This is a genomic window from Propioniciclava soli, assembly GCF_038502305.1.
GTDB classification, from domain to species: domain Bacteria; phylum Actinomycetota; class Actinomycetes; order Propionibacteriales; family Propionibacteriaceae; genus Propioniciclava; species Propioniciclava soli.
Genome location: NZ_CP115965.1, coordinates 3,019,937 through 3,043,934, shown reverse-complemented (window position 1 = coordinate 3,043,934; position 23,998 = coordinate 3,019,937). Strand labels below are relative to the sequence as shown.

Here is a 23,998-nt window from a genome sequence, read left to right as displayed (position 1 = left end):
CCCCGGCCACGGGGTCACTCAGCTGACGGGCGTGAGGTGCAGCAGGCGGCCGCCGGGGGCGTCCTCGAGCAGCCAGACCGAACCGTCCGGGCCCTGCTCGACCTCGCGGATGCGCTGACCCATGTCCCACGTGTCGGCGATGTCACCGTTGGTGCCGTCGAGGTCGACGCGGACGAGGTTCTGCCCCGAGAGGCCGCCGAGGAAGGCGTCGCCGGTCCAGCCGCTGAAAGCGTCATCGGTGTAGATCATCAGCGAGCCGGGCGACATCGCGGGCACCCAGTACGCCACAGGCGCCTCGAAGCCGTCGCCGTCGGTGTGGTCGGGAATGTCGGTGCCGTTGTAGTGGACGCCCATGGACGCCTCGGGCCAGCCGTAGTTGGCCCCCTCGACGATCAGGTTCAGCTCGTCGCCGCCCTGCGGGCCCATCTCGGAGCTCCACAGGTTGCCGTCGGCGTCGAACGCGAGGCCGAGCGGGTTGCGGTGGCCGTTGGTCCAGATCTGGGCGTCCGAGCCGTCCGTGTTCATCCGCATGATCGTGCCGAGCATGCTCGCGGGATCCTGCGCCGGCGTCATCTCCTGGCGGTCGCCCGAGCTGACGAACAGGTGCTGCCCGTCGGGGGAGAACGCGAGCCGGTGGGAAAAGTGGCCGTTGCCCGACACCTTGGGCGTCTGCTCCCAGATCACGGCCAGGCCTTCGAGCCGCGGGGCGTCACCGGTGATGAGCTCCGCGCGGCCGACGACCGCGCCGGTGCCGCCGCTGCCGCTCTCCACCCAGGAGAGGTAGACGGTGCCGTCCTGCTCGAAGGTCGGGCCGGGCAGGACGTCGCCCAACCCACCCTGGCCGGACGCCACGACGTCCGGGATGCCCTCGACCTCGGTCGCTTCCCCGGACGCTGTGTCGACCAGGTGCAGGACGCCCTCCCGCTCGGTGACCAGGGCCGTCTGCGTCCCGGGCAGGAACGCCATGGCCCACGGGGTGTCGAAGGTGGCCACCTCGGCGACGGTGAACGGCCGGCCGTCGGGGCCGAGGGGCATCTCGGCGCCGTCGGCGGTGGTGGGGGCGGGTGTGGCCGGACTCGTCGCGGGGGTGGTTGCGGGCGTCGTGGCCTCGGGGGCGGTGGTGGGATCGGGCGTGGTGGTGGGGCCTGCGCACGCGGCGAGGCCCCACGCGAACACGCCGGTCAGGGAGGCGAGGGTGCGGGGTCTCATGCATCCAGCCTAGTCGGAGGCCGTCAGCCCCCCTCTCTCCGCCCCTGTCTCCGGCCGGTCGCGCCAGATCAGCGGACGCGGAACGTGCGGCTCTCGCTGAACGGGGCGCGCCCTTCGCCGTCGCTCGCGTCGTCCTCGCGCACCGTCACCGTGTAGGTGCCCGGTGTCAGGTCGAGGTCGAAGGCATAGGGCGCGAAGGTCGTGCCATCCTGCGTGGTCGCGTACCCGTCGGCCACCACGGCGCCGGCGGCGTCCGTGACCGTGTAGAGGAGGTTGGCCTCGAATACCCAGGCCTCGCCCCGCACGGTCACCGGGGAGTCCACCGCGTCCCCCTCGCTGGGGGTGTCGATGCCCACGAACAGGCGGACGGCGTCGGCGTCCGCCCGGGCCACGGGCTCAGACCACTCCTGGTGGCCCCAGCTCGGCACCGCCCCGTCAACGCGGAGCAGGACGCGGGCGTCCGGGTTGAGCGCCTCGGTGACCGTCCAGACGAGCTGCTGCACCATCAACGACTCGGCCTCGGCACCGACGGCGGCGCGCAACGCCTCGGCCGAGAGGTCCACGGTGATCTCGTCGCCGTGGTCGGCGATGCCGAGCACGCGGGTGTTGCGCGGCCAGGCGGAGTGGTGATCGGGGTCGAGCGGGCCGGCGAGCATGGCCTCCAGGGCCCCCCGGGCCGGGGTTGCGGCGGGGACCCAGCGGGTCTCCCGGACGAGGCGGGGCCCGATCTCGGTGTCCACCACCGCGTAGACGAGAGCCGGGGTGGTGGCGTCCGCCCCCGGTGTCGCCGTGGGAGCGGAGGTCGTCGCTGGCGTCGGGGTGCTCGGCGTGGGCGACGGGGCGGGGGAGGCCGTGTCGACGGGGGTCTGCAGCGGGTCGGGAACGGCGCGGTCCGTCGGCGGGTTCCAGGCCGTCGCCACCCACCCGACGACGACCGCCGCGACCAGGGCCGCCAGCGCGCCCCACCCGATCGCCGACCTGCGGGCCGCCCGGGCGTGGGCGGCGGCGACGGCGTCCGGGTCGACGTGGATCTCGACGCCGTCGGCAGCGGCGTGCAGGTCGTCGCGCAGCTGGTTCTCGAAATTCGTCATGCCGAGACTCCTTCGGGGCTTTCGTGCGTACGCAGGGCGGTGAGGGCCCGGTGGGTCGCGGACTTGACGGCGGCCACGCTGAGGCCGAGCGTCTCGGCGACCTGCCGCTCGGAGAGGTCGTCGTAGTAGCGCAGCACCACCACGCGGCGCTGCGTGTCGGGCAGCGCGGCGAGCATCCGGGTGACGCGGTCGCGCTCGGCCACGAGGGCGTCCGGGGTGGGCGCGGCGTCCGGCCGGTCAAACACCTCGGCCACGGCCACCTCGCCGTGGCGGCGCCGCCACCGGTCGATGTTCTCGTGGGCGAGGACGCGGCGGGCGTAGGCCAGGCGCGCCTCGGGGGCGATGCGCCGCCAGGCCCGGAAGGTCTTGACGAGGGTGGCCTGGACGAGGTCGGCGGCCAGGTCGCGGTCGCCGCACAGCAGCCAGGCGGTGCGTCCGAGCGCGGGGGACGCGTCGCGGACGAACGCGGTGAACTCCTCGTCCAGTCCCGGCCCGGTCATGGCCACCTCCTCGGTTGGCGTACACCGTGTCAGACGCGGGCTTGGACGGAAAGGTTTCGCCTCGGCGGCAGATTGCGGCGGGGTGCGGCGGTTAGGATCGGCCGGTGAGCGATTTCGGCCTCGACCTGCCCCTCGTCCATGCCGGAAAGGTCCGCCGCCTGTACGCGTGGCCGGACGACCGGCTGCTGATGGTCGCCACCGACACCATCAGCGCCTACGACTTCGTGCTCGACACCCCGATCCCCGACAAGGGCGCCGTGCTCACGCAGCTCTCGCTGTGGTGGTTCGAGCAGCTCGGCGTCGAGAACCACGTGGTGTCGACCGAGGTGCCGGACGCCGTCGCCGGCCGGGCGCTGGTCGTCGAGAAGCTGGCCATGGTGCCGGTGGAGTGCGTGGCCCGCGGCTACCTGACCGGCTCCGGCTGGGCGGAGTACCAGGCCTCCGGCACGGTGTGCGGGGTGCCGCTGCCGGCCGGGCTCGTGGACGGCTCGCGGCTGCCCGAGCCGATCTTCACGCCGGCGGCGAAGGCCGACCTCGGCGAACACGACGAGAACATCACCTACGAGCAGGTGGTCGCCCAGCACGGCGAGGAGCTGGCCGCAGCGCTGCGTTCGGCCACCCTCGATCTCTATCGGCGCGCGGAGGAGATCGCCCGGGAGCGCGGCATCATCCTCGCCGACACCAAGTTCGAGTTCGGACGCCGCCCCGACGGCACGTTGGTGCTCGCCGACGAGGTGCTCACGCCCGACTCCTCCCGCTTCTGGGACGCCGACGGCTGGCGTCCGGGCGAGGCCCTGCCGAGCTTCGACAAGCAGTTCGTCCGCGACTGGCTGACCCGCGACTCCGGCTGGGACCGCTCCGGCGACGCCGCGCCGCCCGCGCTGCCCGACGACGTCATCGCCGCCACCCGGGCGCGCTACGTCGAGGCCTACGAGCGGCTGACGGGGGCGCCGTTCGCGCCCGGGGCTGCCGGTGCGGGGGTGGACGCCGCTGCCGCCGAGAAGGACGACGAGCCCGCGCCGCCCCGGCGCGCGTTGCCGGCGAACGAGTGGGTCGAGCTGGTGGCGTCCGCCTCGGGTGCGGACCTGCTGGTCGGGGGTGCCCGGTCGGCGTCCGACCTGGCCGAGCCGGACGCTGGGCCGCAGCGGGCCGCGCCGGCGGCGTCCGATAGCATGACCGGCATGGCGCGAGTGGTCGTGGACGTGATGCCCAAGCCCGAGATTCTGGACCCGCAGGGCAAGGCGGTGACCGGCGCACTCGGGCGGCTGGGGTTCACCGGCTGGACGGTGCGGCAGGGCAAGCGGTTCGAGGTCGAGGTGGACGGCGAGGTCACCGAGGACGTGCTCGCGCAGGTCCGTGACGCCGCCGAGAAACTGTTCGCGAACACCGTCATCGAGAGCTACGACGTGCGGGTGGAGGAGCGGTGACCCGGATCGGGGTCGTCACGTTCCCGGGGTCGCTGGACGACCAGGACGCCCGCCGCGCCGTCGAGCTGTGCGGGGCCGAGCCGGTGGCGCTGTGGCACGACGCTGTTGACCTGGGGGGTGTGGACGCCGTGATCCTGCCCGGCGGGTTCTCCTACGGGGACTACCTGCGCTGCGGCGCGATCGCCCGGTTCAGCCCGATCATGACCGAGGTGGTTGCCGCGGCGGGCCGGGGGATGCCGGTGCTGGGCATCTGCAACGGGTTCCAGGTGCTGTGTGAGTCGCACCTGCTGCCGGGCGCCCTGGTGCGAAACGACCGGCTGACGTTCGTGTGCCGCGATCAGAAGCTGCGCGTGGAGAACAACACGACGGCGTGGACGAACGACTTCGCGGCCGGTCAGGAGATCACCATCGTGCTGAAGAACGGTGAGGGCTCCTACATGGCCGACGACGAGACGCTGGCCCGCCTGGAGGGCGAGGGTCTGGTGGCGTTCCGCTACGTCGGGGGCAACCCGAACGGGTCGCGCAACGACATCGCGGGCATCACGAACCCGCGGGGCAACGTGGTGGGCCTCATGCCGCACCCGGAGCACAACGTCGAAGAGCTCACGGGCCCGTCCCTGGACGGCCAGGGGTTCTTCCGCTCCGTCGAGGCGTTCCTCGCCCGCGTCTGACCTCTGCGCCGCTACCGCGTTGGTGGGTGGTTGGGTGGCGGTTGGCTTCCGTGGGCTCTGATTGGCACTGCTTGGCGCTGATTGGCCCTGCTTGGCACTGTTGGCATTTGGACCCGAGGGAATGGGGCTCTTCAACCTTGAGGTGGGGGTGAGCGCGACACGCCCGAGCGCGGGGTGATGGTGGTTGGGGGTCGAGGCCTTCAGGATCGGAAGCGTCTCTTCAACCTGACCGGAAGGCCTCGACGTGTCCGAGCCTACGGGGTGCTGCTGCGCTGCCACGACCCCTTCGTACTGTGACCATTGCGACCTGCTGGTCGGCCTGGACGGCTTGCACGTTGTCGACGTCGACAAGGTCCACGACGTGCTGGTGGTGACGATGGAGTCGGCGTCCACGGTGGTGGGTTGCCCGTCGTGTGGGGTAGTCGCTGAGAGTCGCGGCCGACGCACGACCACGCTGGTGGACATCCCGTGTTTCGCCCGGCCGACCCGGCTGCGGTGGCGCAAACGCACGTGGCGGTGCCTGGAGCCGGCGTGCCCGACCAGGGTGTTCACCGAGCAGGACGAGCAGATAGCCCGCCCGCGCGGGCTGTTGACCACCCGGGCGTGCCGGTGGGTGATCGAGCAGGTCCGCCGCGAGCACGCCTCCATCCACGGACTCGCGCGGCAGCTGGGGGTGGCGTGGAAGACGGTATGGGGCTCGATCCAACCCATCCTGGCGACGCTGGCCGACGACGAGGCCCGGTTCGCCGGCGTGACCACCCTCGGGGTGGACGAACACCTGTGGCACCACGTGAGTCCCCGCAAGCGCGGCCCGAAGGAGCTCACCGGCATGGTCGACCTGACCCGTGACAAGGACGGACGCGTCCGAGCCCGGCTGCTCGACCTCGTACCCGGCCGCTCCGGGACCGTGTACAAGACATGGCTCGACCAACGCGGCACGGCGTTCAAGGCTGGGGTCGAGGTCGCCACCCTGGACCCGTTCCACGGCTACAAGAACGCCATCGACGACAAACTCGCCGACGCCACCGCTGTCCTGGATGCTTTCCATGTGGTCGCCCTGGCCGGCCGGGCGGTCGATGAGGTTCGCCGCCGCGTGCAGCAGGAGATCCACGGTCACCGTGGCCGTTCCGGCGACCCCTTGTACGGGATCCGGAACATCCTGCGCTGCGCGGCCGAGCGGCTCACCGAGAAGCAACAGGCCCGCCTGGCCGCTGCCATCGCCGCCGACGAGCGCCACGACGCCGTCCACATCGCCTGGCAGTGCGCCCAACGTGTTCGCGCCGCGTACGCCCACCCCGACCCCGCTCGAGGCCGCCAACTCGCTGAACAGGTCGTCGCCAGCTTCCCCACGTGTCCCATCCCCGAGATCGCCAAGCTGGGCCGCACCCTCAAGCAGTGGAGGGACGCCTTCCTGGCCTACTTCGACACCGGCCGCGCCAGCAACGGCGGCACCGAGAGCATCAACGGGCTCATCGAACTCCACCGCCGCATCGCCCGCGGCTTCCGCAACCGAGACAACTACCGGCTACGCATGCTCCTCATCGGCGGCGGACTCACCCCGCCACCCCCACCGGAAGTGTGAAGAGCCGGGAATGGCGCCATGGCGCCATTCCCTCGGGTCCAAATGCCCGCTGGGGGCGGGTTGCCCCCTGGTGGCCAGTCGGGACGCGTCAGTTGACGGGCTCGGCGTCGGCGAAGGTCGCGGTGTCGATCACGAAGCGGAACAGGACGTCGCCGTCCACCACGCGCTCGTAGGCGGCGTCCACCTCGTCCACCCCGATCTTTTCGATGCGGGCACCGAAGCCGTGCTCGGCGCAGAAGTCCAGCATCTCCTGGGTCTGGGCGATGCCCCCGATGTCGGAGCCGGTGAGCACCTTGCGCCCGCCGATGAGGGAGAAGATGCCGAGCGGCATCGGGGTGGGCGGCGCGCCCACGCACGCCATGACGCCGCGCGGCTTGAGCAGGCGCAGGTAGGCGTTGAGGTCGATGTCGGCGCTGACGGTGTTGAGGATCAGGTCGAACTCCCCGGCGTGGTCGTCGAAGAAGCCGTCCTCCGTGGTCGACAGGGTGCGGGACGCCCCCAGCTCCTTGGCCAGGTCCTCCTTCTTCAACGAGCGGGACAGCACGGTGACGTCCGCGCTGCGAGCGGCGGCGATCTGGACGCCCATGTGGCCGAGCCCGCCGAGGCCGAGCACCGCGACCTTCTGCCCCTCCTGCACGTTCCACGTGGCCAGCGGGGAGTAGGTCGTGATGCCGGCGCAGAGCAGCGGCGCGGCGACGTCGAAGTCGAGGGCGTCCGGCAGGCGCAGCACGAACCGCTCGTTGACGACGACCTTCTCGCTGTAACCGCCCTGGGTGGTGGTGCCGTCGACGTCGGTGGACGCGTACGTGCCGACGTTGCCGTTGAGGCACGACTGCTCCTGGTCGTTGCGGCACTCCTCGCACTCGCCGCAGGAGTTCACGAGACAGCCGACACCGACGCGGTCGCCGACGCTGACGCGGGTCACGGCATCACCGACCGCCTCGACCACCCCGGCGATCTCGTGGCCGACGGCCAGCGGGTAGGTCACCGGGCCCCACTCCTCGCGGATCGTGTGGATGTCGGAGTGGCAGATGCCGGCCGCCTTGATGGCGATGACGACGTCGTCGGGGCGGGGGTCGCGGCGCTCGATGGTGCGCACCTCGAACGGGGCGTCGGCGCTGGTCTTCTGGAGGGCCTTCACGGTGATGGGCATGCCTCAACCCTAGGCGCCCCCCGGGCGGGGGGTTGGTCATCGGCGGGCATTTGGACCCGGGGGAATGGCGCCATGGCGCCATTTCCTCGGGTCCAAATGCCATCACACGGCAGCCGCCATCACACGGCAGCCGCCATCACACGGCAGCCGCCATCACACGGCAGCCGCCGGCTCAGGGCAGCGGGTCAGGCGTGGGCGACGGAGAGCTTCGCGTGCAGGGGGTGGTCGTCGGGAAGGTCCACCAGGCGCTGGGCACCGTCGATCCCCTGACCCTGCGGCTCGGTGAGCGCGAAGTTGGGCCATTGCAGGCTGAGGTAGTCGGTGAAGCGGTTCACGACGCGGTGGCTGTCGAACACCCCGCCGATCGCCGCGACCCGGGGGGCCGGCGTGCCCTGCAGCTCGACCCGCCTGATCGCCGCCTGCACGGCCTCCGAGAGGTGCGCGGCCGCCTTGTCGAGGATGTTGCCCGCCACGCGGTCGCTGGCGGCGAGGGCGTCCACCTTGGCCGCGAAGGAGGCCACGCGCTGCACGCGGTTCACGTCGGTCTGCAGATCCAGGTACGCCCGCTCGAGGTTGGGGTACTCCTCGGCCATCGCCTCGGTCAGCGCCGTCATCTGCCGGCGGCCGTCGAAGCCGCGCAGCGCGGCCTCCAGCCCGGTGCGCCCGATCCAGTACGCCGAGCCGGCGTCGCCCATCAGGTAGCCCCAGCCGTCCACCCGCGCGACGGACTCCGGCCCCACCGCGAAGCAGATCGTGCCCGTGCCGGCCGCGATGACGCAGCCCGTGTCCGACCCCAGGGCACCGAGGTAGCTCGTCACCGAGTCGTGGCACAGGATCACCTTCGCCACGCCGCGGCCGGCCAGCCGCCGCAGCAGGACGCCCGCGTCCCCGTCCTCGTTGCCGCTCGAGCCCAGCGCCACCGTGTGGGGGTGCCAGTCGGGGTGGGCGTCCAACACCGCTTCGATCCCCGCCCCCAGTTGACGCAGCAGGGGCATGTCCGTGACCACACCGGGCCCCTTGGCCTCGGCCGCGCCGGCGTCCGACACGTACCGGTAGCGGGTGGAACTCTGGCCTGCGTCGGCCACGAGGTGAGCGACCATGCGTCCCTCCGATGGGTCGTGTGGATGGTGCGTCCCAGCCTATCGGCGGGGGGCGTCGGCCGCAGTGCGCGCACGCTATCTTGGGGGCGTGGTCGACACCGTTGGAAGCGCCTTTGCCACCCCCGATGCCGAGCAGCCCTGGGCCGCGCTCGGGCTCCGCGCCGAGGAGTACGACCGCATCCGCGAAATCCTCGGCCGCCGGCCGACGGGCTGCGAGCTGGCCATGTACTCGGTGATGTGGTCGGAGCACTGCTCGTACAAGTCCTCCAAGGTGCACCTCGCACGCTTCGCCGAGGTCGGCTCCGAGACGCCCCGAGGCCCCCTCCTGGCCGGCATCGGTGAGCAGGCGGGGGTCGTCGACATCGGCGGCGACTGGGCCGTGACGTTCAAGATCGAGTCCCACAACCACCCCAGCTACGTCGAGCCCCACCAGGGGGCGGCGACCGGCGTCGGCGGTATCGTCCGCGACATCCTCGCCATGGGCGCCCGACCGATCGGCGTCATGGATCCGCTGCGCTTCGGCCCGCTGGACGCCCCCGACACCGCTCGCGTCCTGCCCGGCGTGGTCGCCGGCGTCGGCGGCTACGGCAACTGCCTCGGCCTGCCCAACATCGGCGGCGAGGTGGTGTTCGACCGCACCTACCTCGGCAACCCGCTCGTGAACGCCCTGTGCGTCGGCGTCCTCAAGCACGACGACCTCAAGCGCGCCCAGGCCCGCGGCGTCGGCAACCAGGTGATCATGTACGGCGCCGCGACGGGCGGCGACGGCATCGGCGGGGCGTCCATCTTGGCCTCGGAGACGTTCGACGCGGACGGCCCGGCCAAGCGGCCCAGCGTCCAGGTGGGCGACCCCTTCATGGAGAAGCTGCTCATCGAGTGCACGCTGGAGCTGTTCGCGGCCGGCGTCATCCAGGGCATCCAGGATTTCGGCGCGGCCGGCATCAGTTGCGCCACGTCCGAGCTCGCGTCCGCCGGCGACGGCGGCATGTACGTCAACCTGGACGAGGTCGTGCTGCGCGACCCGACGCTCTCGCCCGAGGAGATCCTCATGAGCGAGAGCCAGGAGCGGATGATGGCGGTGGTGACGCCGGACGACGTCGAGCAGTTCCTCGCCATCTGCGCCAAGTGGGACGTGCTCGCCACCGTCGTCGGCGAGGTCATCGAAGGCGACCGCCTGATCATCAACTACCACGGCGAGCGCGTCGTGGACGTCGACCCGCGCACCGTCGCCCACGAGGGCCCGGTGTACGAGCGGCCCTGGAACCGCCCGGACTGGATCGACGCCCTCAACGCCGACCGCGCCGAGGACCTGCCGCGCGCGGCGTCCGGCCGCGAGCTGGGCGAGCAGGTGCTCACCCTCGCCGGCTCGCCCAACCTGGCCGACAAGAGCTGGATCACCGACCAGTACGACCGCTACGTGCGCGGCAACACGGTGCTCGCGCAGCCGGAGAACGCCGGCGTGCTGCGCATCGACGAGTCCACCGGGCTCGGCATCGCGCTGGCCACCGACTGCAACGCCCGCTTCTGCCTGCTCAACCCGTACCTCGGCGCGCAGCTCGCCCTGGCCGAGAGCTACCGCAACGTGGCGGCGTCCGGCGCCGAACCGGTGGCGATCACCGACTGCCTGAACTTCGGCTCGCCGGAGGACCCCGACGTGATGTGGCAGTTCCGCGAGGCGATCCTGGGGCTGGTGGACGGCTGCCGTGAGCTGGGCACCCCGGTCACCGGCGGCAACGTCAGCTTCTACAACCAGACCGACGGCGTGAACATCCTGCCCACCCCGGTGGTGGGCATGCTCGGCATCATCGACGACGTGGCCCGGCGGACGCCGCAGGGCTTCGCATACCCCGGGGACGCCGTCGTGCTGCTCGGCACGACGCGCGAGGAGCTCTCGGGCAGCTCGTGGGCCGAGGCGATCCACGACCACCTCGGCGGGATGCCCCCGACGCCGGACCTCGCGGCCGAGCAGTCGCTCGCCCGCGTCCTGGTGGCGGCGGCCCGCGACGGGCTGCTGACCTCCGCGCACGACCTCGCCGACGGCGGGCTCGCCCAGGCCTTGGTGGAGGCGTCCCTGCGCCACGGGCTGGGCGTGTCGCTGACGCTGCCGGACGGTGACCCCACCGTCGCGCTGTTCTCCGAGACGCCGGCCCGCGCGGTCGTGTCGCTCGCGGGGGCCCAGTACGCGGCGTTCGAGGCCCTGTGCGCCGAGCACGGCGTGCCGCTGGAGCGCATCGGTGAGGTGGTCGACACCGGCGAGATCGAGGTGCTCGACCAGTTCACGCTGGCTCTGGACGACGTCCGCGCCCGCTGGGAGGCCCCGATCCGCGAGGCGATGGCCTGAGCCCCGGCAACCGCCCCGGGTGAAGGTGGGCGGCGGCGTCCGGCGTGGGTAGACTCACCGCGTGACCTGCGGCGCACCGACCGGGCGAGACCCGCTGGACGATCCCAAGCCGAACGAGGAGTGTGGCGTCTTCGGCGTCTGGGCCCCCGGCGAAGAGGTCGCGAAGCTCACCTACTACGGCATGTACGCCCTGCAGCACCGCGGGCAGGAATCCTCCGGCATGGCCGTCAGCAACGGCGAACGCATCATGGTGTTCAAGGACATGGGGCTCGTCTCCCAGGTGTTCGACGAGCCGACGCTGAATTCCCTGGTGGGGCACCTGGCCATCGGGCACGATCGCTACTCCACGACCGGGGCGTCGGTCTGGAAGAACGCCCAGCCCACCTACCGCGCCACCGTCAACGGCGGCCTGGCGCTCGGCCACAACGGCAACCTCACGAACACCGACGCCCTGCTGGCCTGGCTGCACGAACGCGAACCGAACGCGAAGGTGACCATCAAGGACTCGATGGACTCCACCAACGACACGTGGCTCGTCACGGCGCTGCTGGCGAGTTTCGAGACCTCCACGTGGGAGGCCGCGCTGCAGGTGCTGCCCCGGCTGCAGGGTGCGTTCTGCTTCACGTTCATGGATTCCCACGCCCTCTACGCCGCGCGCGACCCCCAGGGCGTCCGGCCCCTGGTGCTCGGACGCCTCGAGCGCGGCTGGGTCGTCGCGTCCGAGACCGCGGCGCTCGACATCGTGGGCGCCACCTACATCCGCGAGGTCGAGCCCGGCGAGCTGATCTGCGTCGACTCCGGCGGCCTGCGCAGCGCCCGCTTCGCCGAGGCGCGGCCCAAGGGCTGCATCTTCGAGTACGTTTACTTGGCGCGGCCCGACACGCTGATCGCCGACCGCCGCGTCCACGCCGTGCGCGTTGAGATCGGCCGGACGCTGGCCATGGAGGCCCCGGTGGACGCCGACGTGGTGATCCCCACCCCCGAGTCCGGCATCCCGAGCGCGGTGGGGTACGCGGAGGCGTCCGGGATTCCGTACGGCGTCGGGCTGGTGAAGAACGCGTACGTGGGGCGGACGTTCATCCAGCCCTCCCAGACGATCCGCCAGCTCGGCATCCGGCTCAAGCTCAACCCGATTCGCGACGTGATCGAGGGCCGGCGCCTCGTCGTGGTCGACGACTCCATCGTCCGTGGCAACACCCAGCGGGCGCTGGTGAAGATGCTGCGCGAGGCCGGGGCCGCGGAGGTGCACGTGCGCATCAGCTCGCCGCCCGTGGAGTGGCCGTGTTTCTACGGCATCGACTTCGCCACCCGCGCCGAACTCATCGCGCCCGGCATGAGCGTCGATGAGATCTGCCGCTCCATCGGCGCGGACTCGCTGGCCTACATCAGCCTGGAGGGCCTCGTCGCCTCGACCGGGCTGTCGAAGAAGCGGCTGTGCCGGGCGTGCTTCGACGGCATCTACCCGATTCCCGTTCCCACCGGCGTCGCCGAGGAGATGCGGCTCAACCTGGAGGTCATCGATGAGTGAGTCCGCCTACGCCCGGGCGGGCGTCGACATCGAGGCCGGCGACCGCGCCGTCGAGCTGATGAAGGCCTACGTGCGCCGCACGCACCGGCCCGAGGTGCTCGGCGGGCTCGGTGGCTTCGCCGGGTTCTTCGACGCCTCGGCGCTCCGGGGCTATGACCACCCGGTGCTGGCCACCTCCACCGACGGGGTGGGCACCAAGGTCGCCATCGCTCAAGCCCTCGACAAGCACGACACGGTCGGGTTCGACCTCATCGGCATGCTGGTGGACGACCTCGTCGTCGTCGGCGCCGAGCCCCTGTTCGTCACCGACTACATCGCGTGCGGCAAGGTGGTGCCCGAGCGGATCGCGGCGATCGTGTCCGGCATCGCCGCAGCCTGCGAGGTCGCCGGTGCGGCCCTGCTCGGCGGCGAGACCGCCGAGCACCCGGGGCTGCTGGACGCCGACGAGTACGACATGGCCGGCGCCACCACCGGCGTCGTCGAGCGCGACCGCATCCTCGGCCCCGAGCGCGTCCGGCCGGGCGACGTCGTCGTCGCACTGGCGTCCTCGGGGTTGCACAGCAACGGCTACAGCCTGGTGCGCCACGTGCTGCTGACCGAGGCCGGCTGGTCGCTGGAGCGCCACGTCGACGAGCTCGGCACGACGCTCGGCGAGGAACTGCTGACCCCCACCCGCGTGTACGCCCGCGACATCCTCGCCCTCATTGACGCCGCGGAGGTGCACGCAATCAGCCACATTACCGGCGGCGGGCTGGCCAACAACCTGGCGCGCGTGCTGCCCGACAAGGTGGCGGCCACCCTGGATCGTTCGAGCTGGACGCCCCCGCCCATCTTCGGCCTGGTGCAGCAGGTGGGCGCGGTGTCGCAGCCCGACATCGAGGCGACGTTGAACATGGGCGTCGGCATGGCGCTCGTGGCGCCGGCGGACGCGGCCGACACCCTGGTGCGCGTCGCGGGGGAGCGGGGCCTGGACGCCTGGGTGCTCGGCGAGGTGGCCGCAGCGGACGGGCCGGCCGGCGTCCGGCTCGTGGGCGGGCACGCGTCGGCCTGACGCGGGCGCGCGTCCGGCGGGTCTCGTCCGGCTCCGTCCCACGGGGTGAGCGGGCACGTCCGCAGGGGTGGACGCGACGCGGATGTCCAGCGGGCACGATCGTGCTTTGTCGCGGTGGTCGAGTCGGGTAACATCTGCGTCACGACAGATGACTCACGCGGCTAGACCGCCAGAACGCTAAGGGGGTCGACCCAGATGGGGCGCGGCCGTGCAAAGGCGAAGCAGACCAAGGTCGCTCGCGATCTGAAATACCGTACCGTCGACACAGACTTCAGTTCCCTGGAGCGTGAGCTCCGCGATGGGACGCACGCCCCGTGGGTGGCGCTTGAGGAGTCGGACGACTTCGACGACGACCCCGACGCCGACGACGGGGATCCCGACGACGAGCCGTATCGTCCCGTCGCGCGTGGAGCCTCCTGAACCCACCCCGCCCCCACCGTCGACGGCTGAGGCCGGGCGGCAGGGCGCGGGCTGGCGTCCGGACGCGGCGCTGGCCGGCTTCGAGTGCCTCGACCTGCCGCTGGACGCCGAGCCGGAGATCGGTGAGCCCGAGGACGCCCTCGTCGGCACCTTGGTGCGGCGCGCCGACCCGGCGCTGCGCGACGGACGCCCCGCGTGGCTGTACGTGCACGGGTGGAACGACTACTTCTTCCAGACCCACCTCGCCGAGGTGGTCGAGGGCCTGGGGTATGCGTTCCACGCCGTGGACCTGCGCCGCTACGGTCGCAGTCACCGCGAGGGCCAGTTGTGGGGCTACGTCGCCGACCTCAGCCACTACGAGGCGGAGCTGGACGCCGCCGTCGCGGTGATCCGCCACGACCACGACCGCATCGTCGGCATGGGGCACTCCACCGGGGGGCTGACGATCAGCCTGTGGGCGGCCGGGCGGCCCGGGGTGGTGGACGGTCTGGTGCTCAACTCGCCGTGGCTGGAGATGCACGGCCCACCGGCGTTGGCGGCCCTCGCGCGGCCGTTGCTGCAGCAGTTCAGCGGCCGGCGGGGCACCACGGCGATCCCGATCCGGGACAACGAGGAGCGCATCTACGCCCGCGCCGCCCACGCCGACCACGGCGGGGAGTGGGCGTGGGACCTGACGCTGAAGTCGGACGGCCCGCGTCCGCTGCGGCTGGGCTGGCTGCGGGCGATCCTGGCCGGGCACGCCCGCGTGGCGGCCGGCCTGGGCCTGGAGTGCCCGGTGTTCGTCGCGACCAGCGACCGGACCGTCTGGCTCCGTCGCTTCGCCGATTCCGCCCGCACGGCCGACACCGTGCTCGACGTCGAACGCATCGGCGCGGCCGCCACTCGGCTGGGCCGGAGCTTGACCCTCGTGCGCATCCCGGGTGGCATGCACGACCTGACCATCTCCCAGCCCGCGGCGCGGGCGCAGTTCTTCGACGACCTGACCCGCTGGGAACGCGCCTGGGTGTCGGGGCGCTAGGGGCGCTCTGTTCGTGGGCCGGGGTGGGCCGTCGCCGTCGAGAACCCAGGCACAAGCACGGCTTGTCGACGCGAAACGGGCTGTGGGCGTCGACAACCCATGCACAAGCCTGCGTTGTCGACGCCGCCCCGGGGAGCGGTCACCCCACGGTCGCCCAGGTGGACGCCGCCGCGTACTGGCCGGCGAGGTCGTGGGCGACGGCGCGGTACTCGACCAGCGAACCGGCCGGGAGGGCCCCGGTGTCGTGGAACACCCGGAACGGCGCGTGGTCGTCGGTGCCGATCGGCGTCCAGTCGGACGCCCCGAGCGGACGCGCCCAGAAGCTCACCTGCGCGAACCCGGGGCTCTCCACCGTGGCGGCGATCTCGGCGCGGCGCTCGACGGTGGTGCCGGGCGCCAGGTCGAGGGCCACCGCGGGGGCGGCGTCCGGGGTGGGCATCGGGGCGTCCGCGCGGTAGACGACCGAACCCAGCGGCGGCACGGTGACGGTGAGTTGTCCGTCCGGCCCGGCGGAGGCGACGGCGTCCGACCCGTACAGCGGGGAAAACGCGACCCCCGTTGACCAGGTGTCGACCGTCACGTCCTGGGCGCGCTCGGAGTTGTTGAGCGCGACGACGTACTCCACGCCCGCGGCCGCGTCGATGCGGGAGAAGGCCAGGATGCCGGCCGAGGTGCCGGCGTGACGCGGGATCTGCGCGCCGTCGGCCAGGGGCGGATACCGCTCGCGCAGCTCGGCGAGCGCAGCGATGTGCGCGTACAACGGGTGCGCGGGGTCGTAACGGTCCTGCGCGCCGGGGGTGCCGCCGACGACCTCCTCGTCGGCGTACTGCGCGACGGCGGTGGCGAAGAGATCCTGCCGGGCATCCTTGTCGCCGCCCGAGCCAGCGAGGCCCTGCTCATCGCCGTAGTAGACGACCGGTTGGCCCCGCGACCAGAACATCAGGTCGTGCGCCAGCTCGACCCGGGCGAGCAGGTCGTCGGGCCCGGACGCCCGCCCGCGCAGCAGGCTCGCGAGGCGTCCCATGTCGTGGTTGCCCAGGAACGTGGGGTTCGCATAAGCGTTGGAGTCGGCGTCGGTGTAGAAATCGTCGGCCTCCCACAGCTCGGCCATGTCGGCCGGCGCCCGGCCCTGCGCGAACGAGAGCGCCGCCGCCTGGAACCCGAAGTCGAGCGCCGCCGGCAGGCTGCCGGTGGTGGTGAAGCGCGCCTTGGCCGCCGGGTCGGTGTCGTACACCTCGGCGAACATGAAGAAGTCGTCGTTGCCGGCCGTGCGGGCGGCGTCCGCCATGCGGGGGCCGAACTGCTGCCAGAACTCGAGATTGACGTGTTTGACGGTGTCGATGCGGAATCCGTCCACGCCGAAGCCGATCCAGCTCGCGTAGATGTCGCTCATGCCGTCGACCACCTCGCGGCGCTCGGTGAACAGGTCGTCCAGCCCCGCGAAGTCGCCGTAGGTGTCGGACTCCCCGGAGTACGTCGAGTTGCCGCGATTGTGGTACAGCGTGGGGTCGTTGAGCCAGCCGGGCACCTTCACCGTGGCGTCCTCGGGGTTCGGGAACACCGGCGTGTACGGGAACGAGGTCTCGGCATCGAGCTCAGGGAACTCGGCGTTGATGAAATCGCGGTCGTCGAAGGGCTCGCCCGCGGCGTCCGTGTAGGGCTCGATCGCCTTGCCGACGTAGGCGTTGCGGCCCTCGGCCCGGGCGATGACGTCGGCGGTGTGGTTGGTGATGATGTCGAGGAACACCTTGATGCCGCGGGCGTGGGCGGCGTCGATCAGCTCGCGCATCTCCTCGTTGGTGCCCAGGTGGGGGTCGATGCGCGTGAAGTCGGTGATCCAGTAGCCGTGGTAGCCGGCGGACGCGTCCGCCCCCTCACCCTGCACCGGCTTGTTGACGAACACCGGCGTCAGCCACAGGGTGGTGACGCCGAGCCCGTCGATGTAGTCGAGCCGATCGATCAGGCCGCGCAGGTCGCCGCCGTGGTAAAAGCCCTTGTCGGTGGGGTCGAAACCGGTCGCGAGCCGGTCGCCCGCCAGGCCGCCAGCGTCGTTCGACGGGTCGCCGTTGGCGAACCGGTCGGTCATCACGAAGTAGAACCGCTCCCGGGTGAGCGGGGCCCGCAGCGCGTCGAGGGCCAGCGCCTCGTCCGAAGTCTCGGTGCCGGACGCCGCCGGCGCGGCCGGGGCGGCGGTCACGGCATGCGTGGCCGGGTCGAGCGTGAAACGCACGCGCGCCTCGCCGCCCAGCGCCACGGTCTGGGCCGGGCCGTCCACCACGCCGCCCGCGCCCCACACCTGCTCGTCGGGCCCGGCGAGGCGGAACGCGTGGACGCCCTCGGGCAGCGTCACCTCGAGCTGGCGGACGCCGTCGGCGGTCTCGGTGAACGCGGACGCGCGGCAGCCGGCGTCCTCGCCGTCACAGCCGAGGGCCTCCTGCACGGGGCCGACCAGCACATACTCGGGAGGGCTGAACGCCGAGCACGCCGGCGTGGCCGCCAGCAGCACCGACGCCGCCCCGAGGCCCACCCACCGCCGCAGCTCCATGGCAGGCACCCTCTCAGATACCGCGCAGCGGTGCCAGCTCCGGAATGCGGCGACGCCGCCCCGGTGGCACCGGGGCGGCGTCGGGGGTGGGCGGCCGGGGTCAGGAGAGGTACTGGAGCCGGTCGGGGTCGTCGGCGAACACTTCGCGGGCGTTGTCGAGGGTCACGACGATCGGGTCGAGCTGGTAGATGCCGACCTCGGTGGCGCCGTTGTCGACCGTCTCATCGGGGGCGGGGAGCTCCTCACCCTGCTGGGCCGCGTCGATGAGCTCGATCGTCTTGGCGACGAGGTCCTGGGTCGGCTTCGCGACGGTGGAGTACTGCTCACCGGCCGCGATCGACACGATGGACTCGTTCTCCGCGTCCAGGCCGGTCACCACCGGGAGCTCCTGGCCCGCCTGCTTGGCGGACGTGAGGATGGCGCGTCCGATGCCGTCGTTGGGGGAGAGCACGCCGTCGATCGGGGTGCCGGAGTAGAACCCGGAGAGCAGCGAGTCCATGCGGGCCTGTGCCTTCGCGTTGTCCCAATCGGGCGTCGCGACCTGGGTGAACTCCGTCTGGCCGGAGACCACGACGAGCGTGCCGTCATCGATCTTCGGCTGGAGCACCTCCATGGCGCCGGTGAAGAAGTTGGGAGCATTGGCGTCCGCAGGGCCGCCGCCGAACAGCTCGATGGTGTAGGGGCCGTCGCCCTTGCGCTCGGCGAGACCGTCGAGCAGCGACTGGCCCTGGAGCTGACCGGTGCGCAGCGACCCGAACTGCACCACGCCGTCGACGGCGTCCGTGTTCTCGATGAGACGGTCGTAGGCGATGATCGTGACGCCGGCGCCCTTGGCCGTCTCGAGCACGGAGCCCAGCTGCGTGCCGTCGACGGCGCCGACGACGATGGCCTTCGCGCCCTGCTCGATCATGGCCTCGATCTGCTGTTGCTGCTGCGGCACCTTGTTGTCGGCGGCCTGCACGAGCGGCTGGTAGCCGGCCTCGGTGAGCTGTTCGGTGAACATGACCTCGGCCTCCTTCCAGTTCTGCGTCCCGAGCCACGGCAGCGCGACGCCGATGGTGGCGTCGGAGGCGAAGCCCTCAGCGCTGGCGGTCGTTCCGGCGGTGGTCTCGGTGGTGGTGGTGGCCTCGCGTCCGCCGCCGCACCCGGAGAGGGCGAGCGATGCGGCGAGGAGGGTGGAGAGCAGAGCGGTGACCCTGGTCTTCATGATGGTTCCTTTCGTTGACGTGTCGGTCAATCGGTGGGTTGTGGGCAAGGCAGTGCCCAGGTGGTGGCGTCGGACGCCGTGGGTGGTGCGCGCCGGGAGGCGGCGGAGGGAACGGTTCGGGGCCTGCCTAGCTCGAACGGGGCGGGAGAGTGTCTGCGGCGTCGACCGGGCCGGCGGACACCGGCACACTCGTGACGGCAGCGTCCGTGGCGGCCGCGGACGCCGTGGCCGCGGGGGCCGTGGCCGCGGGGGCCGGGCCGGCGTCGCGGCCCGCCGAGCGCATCAGGTGGCCGAGGAGGGAGGGACGTCCCTGCTGCTTGTTGAGCACGTCGAACGCCACGGCGGCCAGCAGAACCAGGCCCTTGATGACCTGCGTCTGGTCCTGACCCACACCCATCAGCATGAGGCCGTTGTTGAGGACGGCCATGACGAGCCCGCCGATCATCGAGCCGGTGACGGTGCCGATGCCGCCGGAGACGGCCGCGCCGCCGATGAACACCGCGGCGATCGCGTCCAGCTCCCACATCGTGCCGTCGGAGGGGCCGGCGGCGGTCGCGCGGCCGACGAACAGGATGCCGGCGACGGCGGCGAGGAACGACATGTTGAGCATGACGAGGAAGTAGACGCGTCCGGTGTTGACGCCCGACAGGGCGGCCGCGGCCTTGTTGCCGCCGACGGCGTAGATGTGGCGTCCGAACGGCGTGCGCTGGGTCAGCACGTGGTACGCGATGACGAGACCGACCAGGATCAGGCCCGGGACGGGGAAGGATGTGCCCGGCCGGCCGGTGCCGAAGAGGAAGGTCAGGTAGCCGATGACCGCGAGGACGAGCACGATGCGGACGGCGGTGATCCACACCGGCAGGTCGGTGGCGTCGCGGCGGCGACCGATCTCGGTCCAGACGAACCAAGCGGCGGCCAGCAGGCCGAGCAGCAGCGTCGAGTTGTTCATACCGGTGAAGGCCGGCCCCCACTCCGGGAGATACCCCGCGCCGAGCACGGAGAATTCGGAGGGCACGGGTACCGAGATCGAGCGCGACACCCAGATCACGAGGCCACGGAAGATCATCATGCCCGCGAGGGTGGTGATGAAGCCCGGGATGCCGATCTTGGCCAACCAGAAACCGTGCCAGGCGCCGATCACGACACCCGTGAGCAGGCCGGCGAGCAGGCCCACCCACCAGGGCCAGCCGTACTGCGTGGTGGTGATCGCCGTGACCATGCCGACGAAGCCGGCCACGGAGCCGACCGACAGGTCGATGTGACCCACCACGATGACCATCACCATGCCGATGGCGAGGATCAGGACGTAGGCGTTGCCGGAGATCAGGTTCTGGAGGTTGGACGGCGTCAGCATGCGTCCGCCGGAGATCACGTTGAAGGTGACGGCCAACAGCACCAGGGCGAGCACCATGGTGTACTGCTGGAGGTTGCCCCCGAAGATGTTCTTGAGAGTCGTCATGGCGTGCTTTCTGTGCGGTCAGGCCGAGGCCTGCGTGGCCCGGGTGGTGGACGTGGTGGTCATCAGCCGCATCAGGGATTCCTGGTCGGCGTCGGCGGCCGCAACCTCCCCGGTGATGCGGCCTTCGCAGATGGTGTAGAGCCGGTCGCAGATGCCCAACAGCTCCGGAAGCTCCGAGCTGATGAGCACGATGCCCTTGCCCTGGTCGGCCAGGGCATGGATGAGCTTGTAGATCTCGTACTTGGCGCCGATGTCGATGCCGCGGGTGGGCTCGTCGAGGATGAGCACCTGCGGCCCGGGGTACATCCACTTGGCCAGCACGGCCTTCTGCTGGTTGCCGCCCGAGAGGGTGGACACACCGACCTTGGCCGAGGCCGACTTGATGCGCAGGTCCCGCCGGTAGCCGTCGGCCACCTCGGCCTCCCTGCGGCGGTCGAGCAGGCCGCCGCGGACGATGTCGCGCAGATTGGCCGACACGATGGTCGTCTGGATGTCGTCCAGCAGGTTGAGCCCGAGGGTCTTGCGGTCCTCGGTCAGGTAGGCGAGCCCGTGGCGGATGGCGCAGGCCACGGTGGGCGCCTCGATCGGCTCCCCCTCCAGGCGCATCTCCCCGCCGAGGTAGGTGCCGTAGGAGCGGCCGAAGATCGACCGCGCGAGCTCAGTGCGGCCCGCGCCCATGAGCCCGGCGAAGCCGACGACCTCGCCCCGGTTGATGTGGAAGGACGCGTGATCCACGACCAGCCGCCCGGGGATGGTCGGATGTTCGACCGTCCAGTCGCCGACCTCCAACAGGGGTCCCGCGACGTGGGGCGTCCGCGTGGGGTAGCGGTTCTCGATCGAGCGTCCCACCATGGCGCGGATGATGCGGTCCTCGTCCACCTGACCCGCCACGACGTCGTAGGTCTCGACGGTGCGGCCGTCGCGGATCACCGTGACCGCGTCGGCGATCGCGGCGATCTCGTTGAGCTTGTGGGAGATCATGATCGAGGTGACCCCGTGGCCCTTCAGCCCGCGCAGGAGCCCGAGCAGGTTGGCCGAGTCGGTCTCGTTCAGGGCCGAGGTGGGTTCGTCCAGGATGAGGAGACGGACGTCCTTGCTGAGCGCCTTGGCGATCTCCACGAGCTGCTGCTGGCCGACGCCGAGCTGCTTGACGGGGACGTCGGGATCGACGCGGAGGCCCACGCGCTCCAGCAGGGCGGCGGCCCGTCGGCGGGCCAGCTTGACGTCGATCAGCAGTCCGGCGGTCACCTCCGAGCCGAGGAAGATGTTCTCGGCGACGGACAGCTCGGGGATCAGCGCGAGCTCCTGGTGGATGATCACGATGCCGCGGGCCTCGGAGGACTTGATGCCGGTGAAGGCGACGGGCTCGCCGTCGAGAACGATCGTGCCGTCGAAAGTGCCGTGGGGGTACACGCCGGACAGCACCTTCATCAGGGTCGACTTGCCCGCCCCGTTCTCCCCGCAGATGGCGTGGATGTCGCCCCGACGCACCCGGATGCTCACACCGTCCAGCGCGCGCACGCCGGGGAACACCTTGGTGATGCCGCGCATGTCCAGCAGGACGTCTTCGTCGACCATGGGGGTCTGCTCCTTCAACACCGGCACCGTCGTCGGTGACCGCAGGACGAAGGTAGGCCGGCTCCGCCCTTGGCGTCAAGACTTGAATCCAAGAAAGTTTGATTGATTCAGGACGTGAACCGATTCACTGAGGAGTGCGGGGGGCCGACGGGCCGAGTGGTAGCCTGCGAGGCGTGTTCGTCGGCGCCGTTGCTCCCGGATCGCAGGGGTCCCTGCGGGAAGCCAACAGTGCGCGCATCGTTGAAGCCGTGAAGGCATACGGCCGGATCACGCAGGTCGAATTGTCGAGCGTCACCGGCTTGTCCGCGGCCACGGTGTCCAACATCGTCAAGCAACTGCTCGATCAGGGCGTGGTGCAGACGCGGGCGACAACCCGCTCCGGACGCCGCGCGCAGGAGGTGTCGCTCGCGGCGTCCTCATCGCTGGGGGTGGGGGTGCACATCGCGTCCCGCTCGCTGTCGGTCGTCCTGGCTGATTCCTCGATGGCGCTCAGCGGCGCCCAGCGGCTCCCCCTGCCGGTTGAGCACCGCTCCGACACGACCCTGGACCGGACGGCCCTGTTGATCGCCGAGCTGGCCGACCAGGTGGGGGCGTCGATGGACGACATCGCCGGCGTGGGGCTCGCGATTCCCACGGCGCTGGGTGCCGGCGTCCGCCCCGGGCTCGGCGCGCTGACGGGCTGGATCGACGTCGACATCGACCAACTGCTCGCCGCGCGGCTCCAGCGGCAGGTGCTCGTGGTGCGGGAGGCGGAGGCCGGCGCCGTGGGGGAGACCCGCTTCGGGGCGTTGCGGGGGGTCGGGGTGGGTCTGTTCGTTCACGTCGCCGACACCGTCGATGCCTGCCTCATGGTGGGTGGCGTCCCGTTCCGCGGCGCGGGCTCGGCGGGGGCTCTGGGGCACGTCCGCGTCGAACCCGGCGGGGCGATCTGCCGGTGTGGCGGCCGGGGGTGCCTGAACACGGTGGCGTCGGCCGAGGCGTTGGCGGAGCCCCTGCGGGTCAGCCACGGGCCGATGAGCCTGCGGGCCATCGTTCGGGCGGCTGCCGACGGCGATCCAGGCTGCCGACAGGTCGTGGCGGACGCCGCCGCCGCGGTCGGCGGGGCCGTGGCGGACGCCGCAACCCTCCTGGCTCCCCAACGTGTCGTCATCGGCGGCGACCTGGCCGCGACGGGAGAGGTGTTCCTCGCCCCCATTCGGGAGGCGCTGCGCTCCAGGCCGGTCCTGCCGCGCGACGACGGACTCGTGGTGCCGACAGAGGACCCACAGATGGTTGCCCGAGGCGCGCTCGCCCTGATCCACGACGCCATCGGCCCGGCAGCGGGCGCCAGTTCGGAAGGATGACCGCATGGACCGTTCAGCCCCGTTGCTGAGCCTGCGCTCGCTCAGCAAGCACTTCGGTGGCGTCCGGGCGCTCGTGGACGTCGACCTCGACGTGCACCGCGGCGAGGTGGTCGCCCTCGTCGGAGACAACGCTGCAGGCAAGTCGACGGTGGCCCGAATCGTGGCCGGTGTCTACGCCCCGGACGCGGGCACGCTGCACCTCAACGGGGAGCGTCTCGCGCTGACTTCACCGGCCGCGGCGTTCCCCCACGGCATTGCCACGGTGTTCCAGGAGTTCGCCCTCGCGGAGAACCTCGACGTGGTCGACAACATCTTCCTGGGGCGCGAGCTGCGCACCCGGGGGCTGCTGGACCGGCCCCGGATGGAGGAGCTCGCGCGCAGCTACCTGCGGCAGCTCAACGCGCGGATCCCCGACCTCGGCGTGCCGCTCCACCAGTTGTCGGCCGGCCAACGCCAGTGCGTCGCGATCGCGCGCACGCTCGTCCGGCAGCCCCAGCTCGTGGTGCTCGACGAGCCGACCGCATCGCTGTCGGTGAGCCAGACCGCCGAGGTGCTGAGCTACATCGAGGGGCTGCGCGACCTCGGGCTGGGGGTCATCCTGATCAGCCACAACCTGAACGACGTGCGCGCCGTGGCCGACCGCATCGCCGTCCTGCGGCACGGCCGCAACAACGGCACGTTCGACACCGCGACCGCGTCTTATGAGGACATTCTCTCCGCCGTCACCGGTGCGACGCGGCACGAGAAGCACGACTGAGGCACCAGGACGCCCACG

At 71.5% G+C, this 23,998-nt stretch carries 19 protein-coding genes; 10 read left to right on the top strand and 9 right to left on the bottom strand.

Annotation, left to right across the window (positions count from 1 at the left end):
* Positions 1-18: 18 nt before the first annotated feature.
* The 3 genes from PCC79_RS13735 to PCC79_RS13725 all read right to left on the bottom strand — a co-directional run bounded on the left by PCC79_RS13735 (position 19) and on the right by PCC79_RS13725 (position 2,800).
* Positions 19-1,209 (bottom strand): PQQ-dependent sugar dehydrogenase, encoded by a 1,191-nt coding sequence (locus tag PCC79_RS13735; protein WP_342372165.1) that lies wholly within the window; start codon positions 1,207-1,209, stop codon positions 19-21.
* Between the two features lie 68 nt (positions 1,210-1,277).
* On the bottom strand, positions 1,278-2,300 hold the full coding sequence (locus PCC79_RS13730; protein ID WP_342372164.1) for a Gmad2 immunoglobulin-like domain-containing protein: 1,023 nt from the start codon (positions 2,298-2,300) through the stop codon (positions 1,278-1,280).
* Positions 2,297-2,800: a SigE family RNA polymerase sigma factor gene (locus PCC79_RS13725; RefSeq protein WP_232548319.1), complete on the bottom strand. Its 504-nt coding sequence runs from the start codon at positions 2,798-2,800 to the stop codon at positions 2,297-2,299. The genes PCC79_RS13730 and PCC79_RS13725 overlap by 4 nt, the downstream gene beginning before the upstream one ends.
* 104 nt (positions 2,801-2,904) lie before the next feature.
* Here PCC79_RS13725 and PCC79_RS13720 point away from each other — a divergent pair, with 104 nt between their 5' ends.
* The 3 genes from PCC79_RS13720 to PCC79_RS13710 all read left to right on the top strand — a co-directional run bounded on the left by PCC79_RS13720 (position 2,905) and on the right by PCC79_RS13710 (position 6,480).
* Positions 2,905-4,227, top strand: a complete 1,323-nt coding sequence (locus tag PCC79_RS13720; protein WP_342372163.1) for a phosphoribosylaminoimidazolesuccinocarboxamide synthase — start codon at positions 2,905-2,907, stop codon at positions 4,225-4,227.
* Positions 4,224-4,898: a phosphoribosylformylglycinamidine synthase subunit PurQ gene (purQ, locus tag PCC79_RS13715; RefSeq protein WP_342372162.1), complete on the top strand. Its 675-nt coding sequence runs from the start codon at positions 4,224-4,226 to the stop codon at positions 4,896-4,898. Before PCC79_RS13720 ends, purQ begins: the two co-directional genes overlap by 4 nt.
* A 328-nt stretch (positions 4,899-5,226) precedes the next feature.
* On the top strand, positions 5,227-6,480 hold the full coding sequence (locus tag PCC79_RS13710) for an ISL3 family transposase (RefSeq protein WP_342372161.1): 1,254 nt from the start codon (positions 5,227-5,229) through the stop codon (positions 6,478-6,480).
* Positions 6,481-6,568: 88 nt separating this feature from the next.
* Here PCC79_RS13710 and PCC79_RS13705 read toward each other — a convergent pair whose 3' ends face one another.
* Positions 6,569-7,633 carry an NAD(P)-dependent alcohol dehydrogenase gene (locus PCC79_RS13705; protein ID WP_342372160.1) on the bottom strand — a complete coding sequence of 355 codons (1,065 nt, stop codon included), beginning with the start codon at positions 7,631-7,633 and terminating at the stop codon, positions 6,569-6,571.
* A gap of 185 nt (positions 7,634-7,818) precedes the next feature.
* Positions 7,819-8,733 carry an N-acetylglucosamine kinase gene (locus PCC79_RS13700; protein WP_232548323.1) on the bottom strand — a complete coding sequence of 305 codons (915 nt, stop codon included), beginning with the start codon at positions 8,731-8,733 and terminating at the stop codon, positions 7,819-7,821.
* Between the two features lie 88 nt (positions 8,734-8,821).
* Here PCC79_RS13700 and purL point away from each other — a divergent pair, with 88 nt between their 5' ends.
* The 5 genes from purL to PCC79_RS13675 all read left to right on the top strand — a co-directional run bounded on the left by purL (position 8,822) and on the right by PCC79_RS13675 (position 15,091).
* On the top strand, positions 8,822-11,074 hold the full coding sequence (purL, locus tag PCC79_RS13695) for a phosphoribosylformylglycinamidine synthase subunit PurL (protein WP_342372159.1): 2,253 nt from the start codon (positions 8,822-8,824) through the stop codon (positions 11,072-11,074).
* A 61-nt stretch (positions 11,075-11,135) separates the two neighbouring features.
* Positions 11,136-12,602, top strand: a complete 1,467-nt coding sequence (gene purF, locus PCC79_RS13690; protein ID WP_342372158.1) for an amidophosphoribosyltransferase — start codon at positions 11,136-11,138, stop codon at positions 12,600-12,602.
* A complete protein-coding gene (purM, locus tag PCC79_RS13685) occupies positions 12,595-13,653 on the top strand; it encodes a phosphoribosylformylglycinamidine cyclo-ligase (protein ID WP_342372157.1) in 1,059 nt (352 codons plus the stop codon). The genes purF and purM overlap by 8 nt, the downstream gene beginning before the upstream one ends.
* Before the next feature lie 195 nt (positions 13,654-13,848).
* The gene (locus tag PCC79_RS13680) at positions 13,849-14,073 is read left to right on the top strand and encodes a DUF3073 domain-containing protein (protein WP_342372156.1); all 225 of its coding nucleotides are present in this window, start codon (positions 13,849-13,851) and stop codon (positions 14,071-14,073) included.
* Positions 14,060-15,091 (top strand): alpha/beta hydrolase, encoded by a 1,032-nt coding sequence (locus tag PCC79_RS13675; RefSeq protein WP_342372155.1) that lies wholly within the window; start codon positions 14,060-14,062, stop codon positions 15,089-15,091. The genes PCC79_RS13680 and PCC79_RS13675 overlap by 14 nt, the downstream gene beginning before the upstream one ends.
* A gap of 139 nt (positions 15,092-15,230) precedes the next feature.
* Here PCC79_RS13675 and PCC79_RS13670 read toward each other — a convergent pair whose 3' ends face one another.
* The 4 genes from PCC79_RS13670 to PCC79_RS13655 all read right to left on the bottom strand — a co-directional run bounded on the left by PCC79_RS13670 (position 15,231) and on the right by PCC79_RS13655 (position 21,880).
* Positions 15,231-17,636: an alpha-amylase family glycosyl hydrolase gene (locus tag PCC79_RS13670; protein WP_232548329.1), complete on the bottom strand. Its 2,406-nt coding sequence runs from the start codon at positions 17,634-17,636 to the stop codon at positions 15,231-15,233.
* A gap of 100 nt (positions 17,637-17,736) precedes the next feature.
* Positions 17,737-18,843, bottom strand: coding sequence for a sugar-binding protein (locus tag PCC79_RS13665; RefSeq protein ID WP_232548330.1), 1,107 nt, complete (start codon positions 18,841-18,843; stop codon positions 17,737-17,739).
* Between the two features lie 127 nt (positions 18,844-18,970).
* Complete coding sequence (locus PCC79_RS13660; RefSeq protein WP_342372154.1) at positions 18,971-20,302, bottom strand: sugar ABC transporter permease; 1,332 nt, start codon at positions 20,300-20,302, stop codon at positions 18,971-18,973.
* Between the two features lie 18 nt (positions 20,303-20,320).
* A complete protein-coding gene (locus tag PCC79_RS13655) occupies positions 20,321-21,880 on the bottom strand; it encodes a sugar ABC transporter ATP-binding protein (protein WP_342372153.1) in 1,560 nt (519 codons plus the stop codon).
* Between the two features lie 134 nt (positions 21,881-22,014).
* On the opposite strand from PCC79_RS13655, the gene PCC79_RS13650 reads away from it, so the two are divergent.
* Together PCC79_RS13650 and PCC79_RS13645 are read left to right on the top strand one after the other, a co-directional pair.
* On the top strand, positions 22,015-23,223 hold the full coding sequence (locus PCC79_RS13650; RefSeq protein ID WP_342372152.1) for an ROK family transcriptional regulator: 1,209 nt from the start codon (positions 22,015-22,017) through the stop codon (positions 23,221-23,223).
* 4 nt (positions 23,224-23,227) lie between these two features.
* Positions 23,228-23,980 (top strand): ATP-binding cassette domain-containing protein, encoded by a 753-nt coding sequence (locus PCC79_RS13645; RefSeq protein WP_342372151.1) that lies wholly within the window; start codon positions 23,228-23,230, stop codon positions 23,978-23,980.
* Positions 23,981-23,998: the final 18 nt, after the last annotated feature.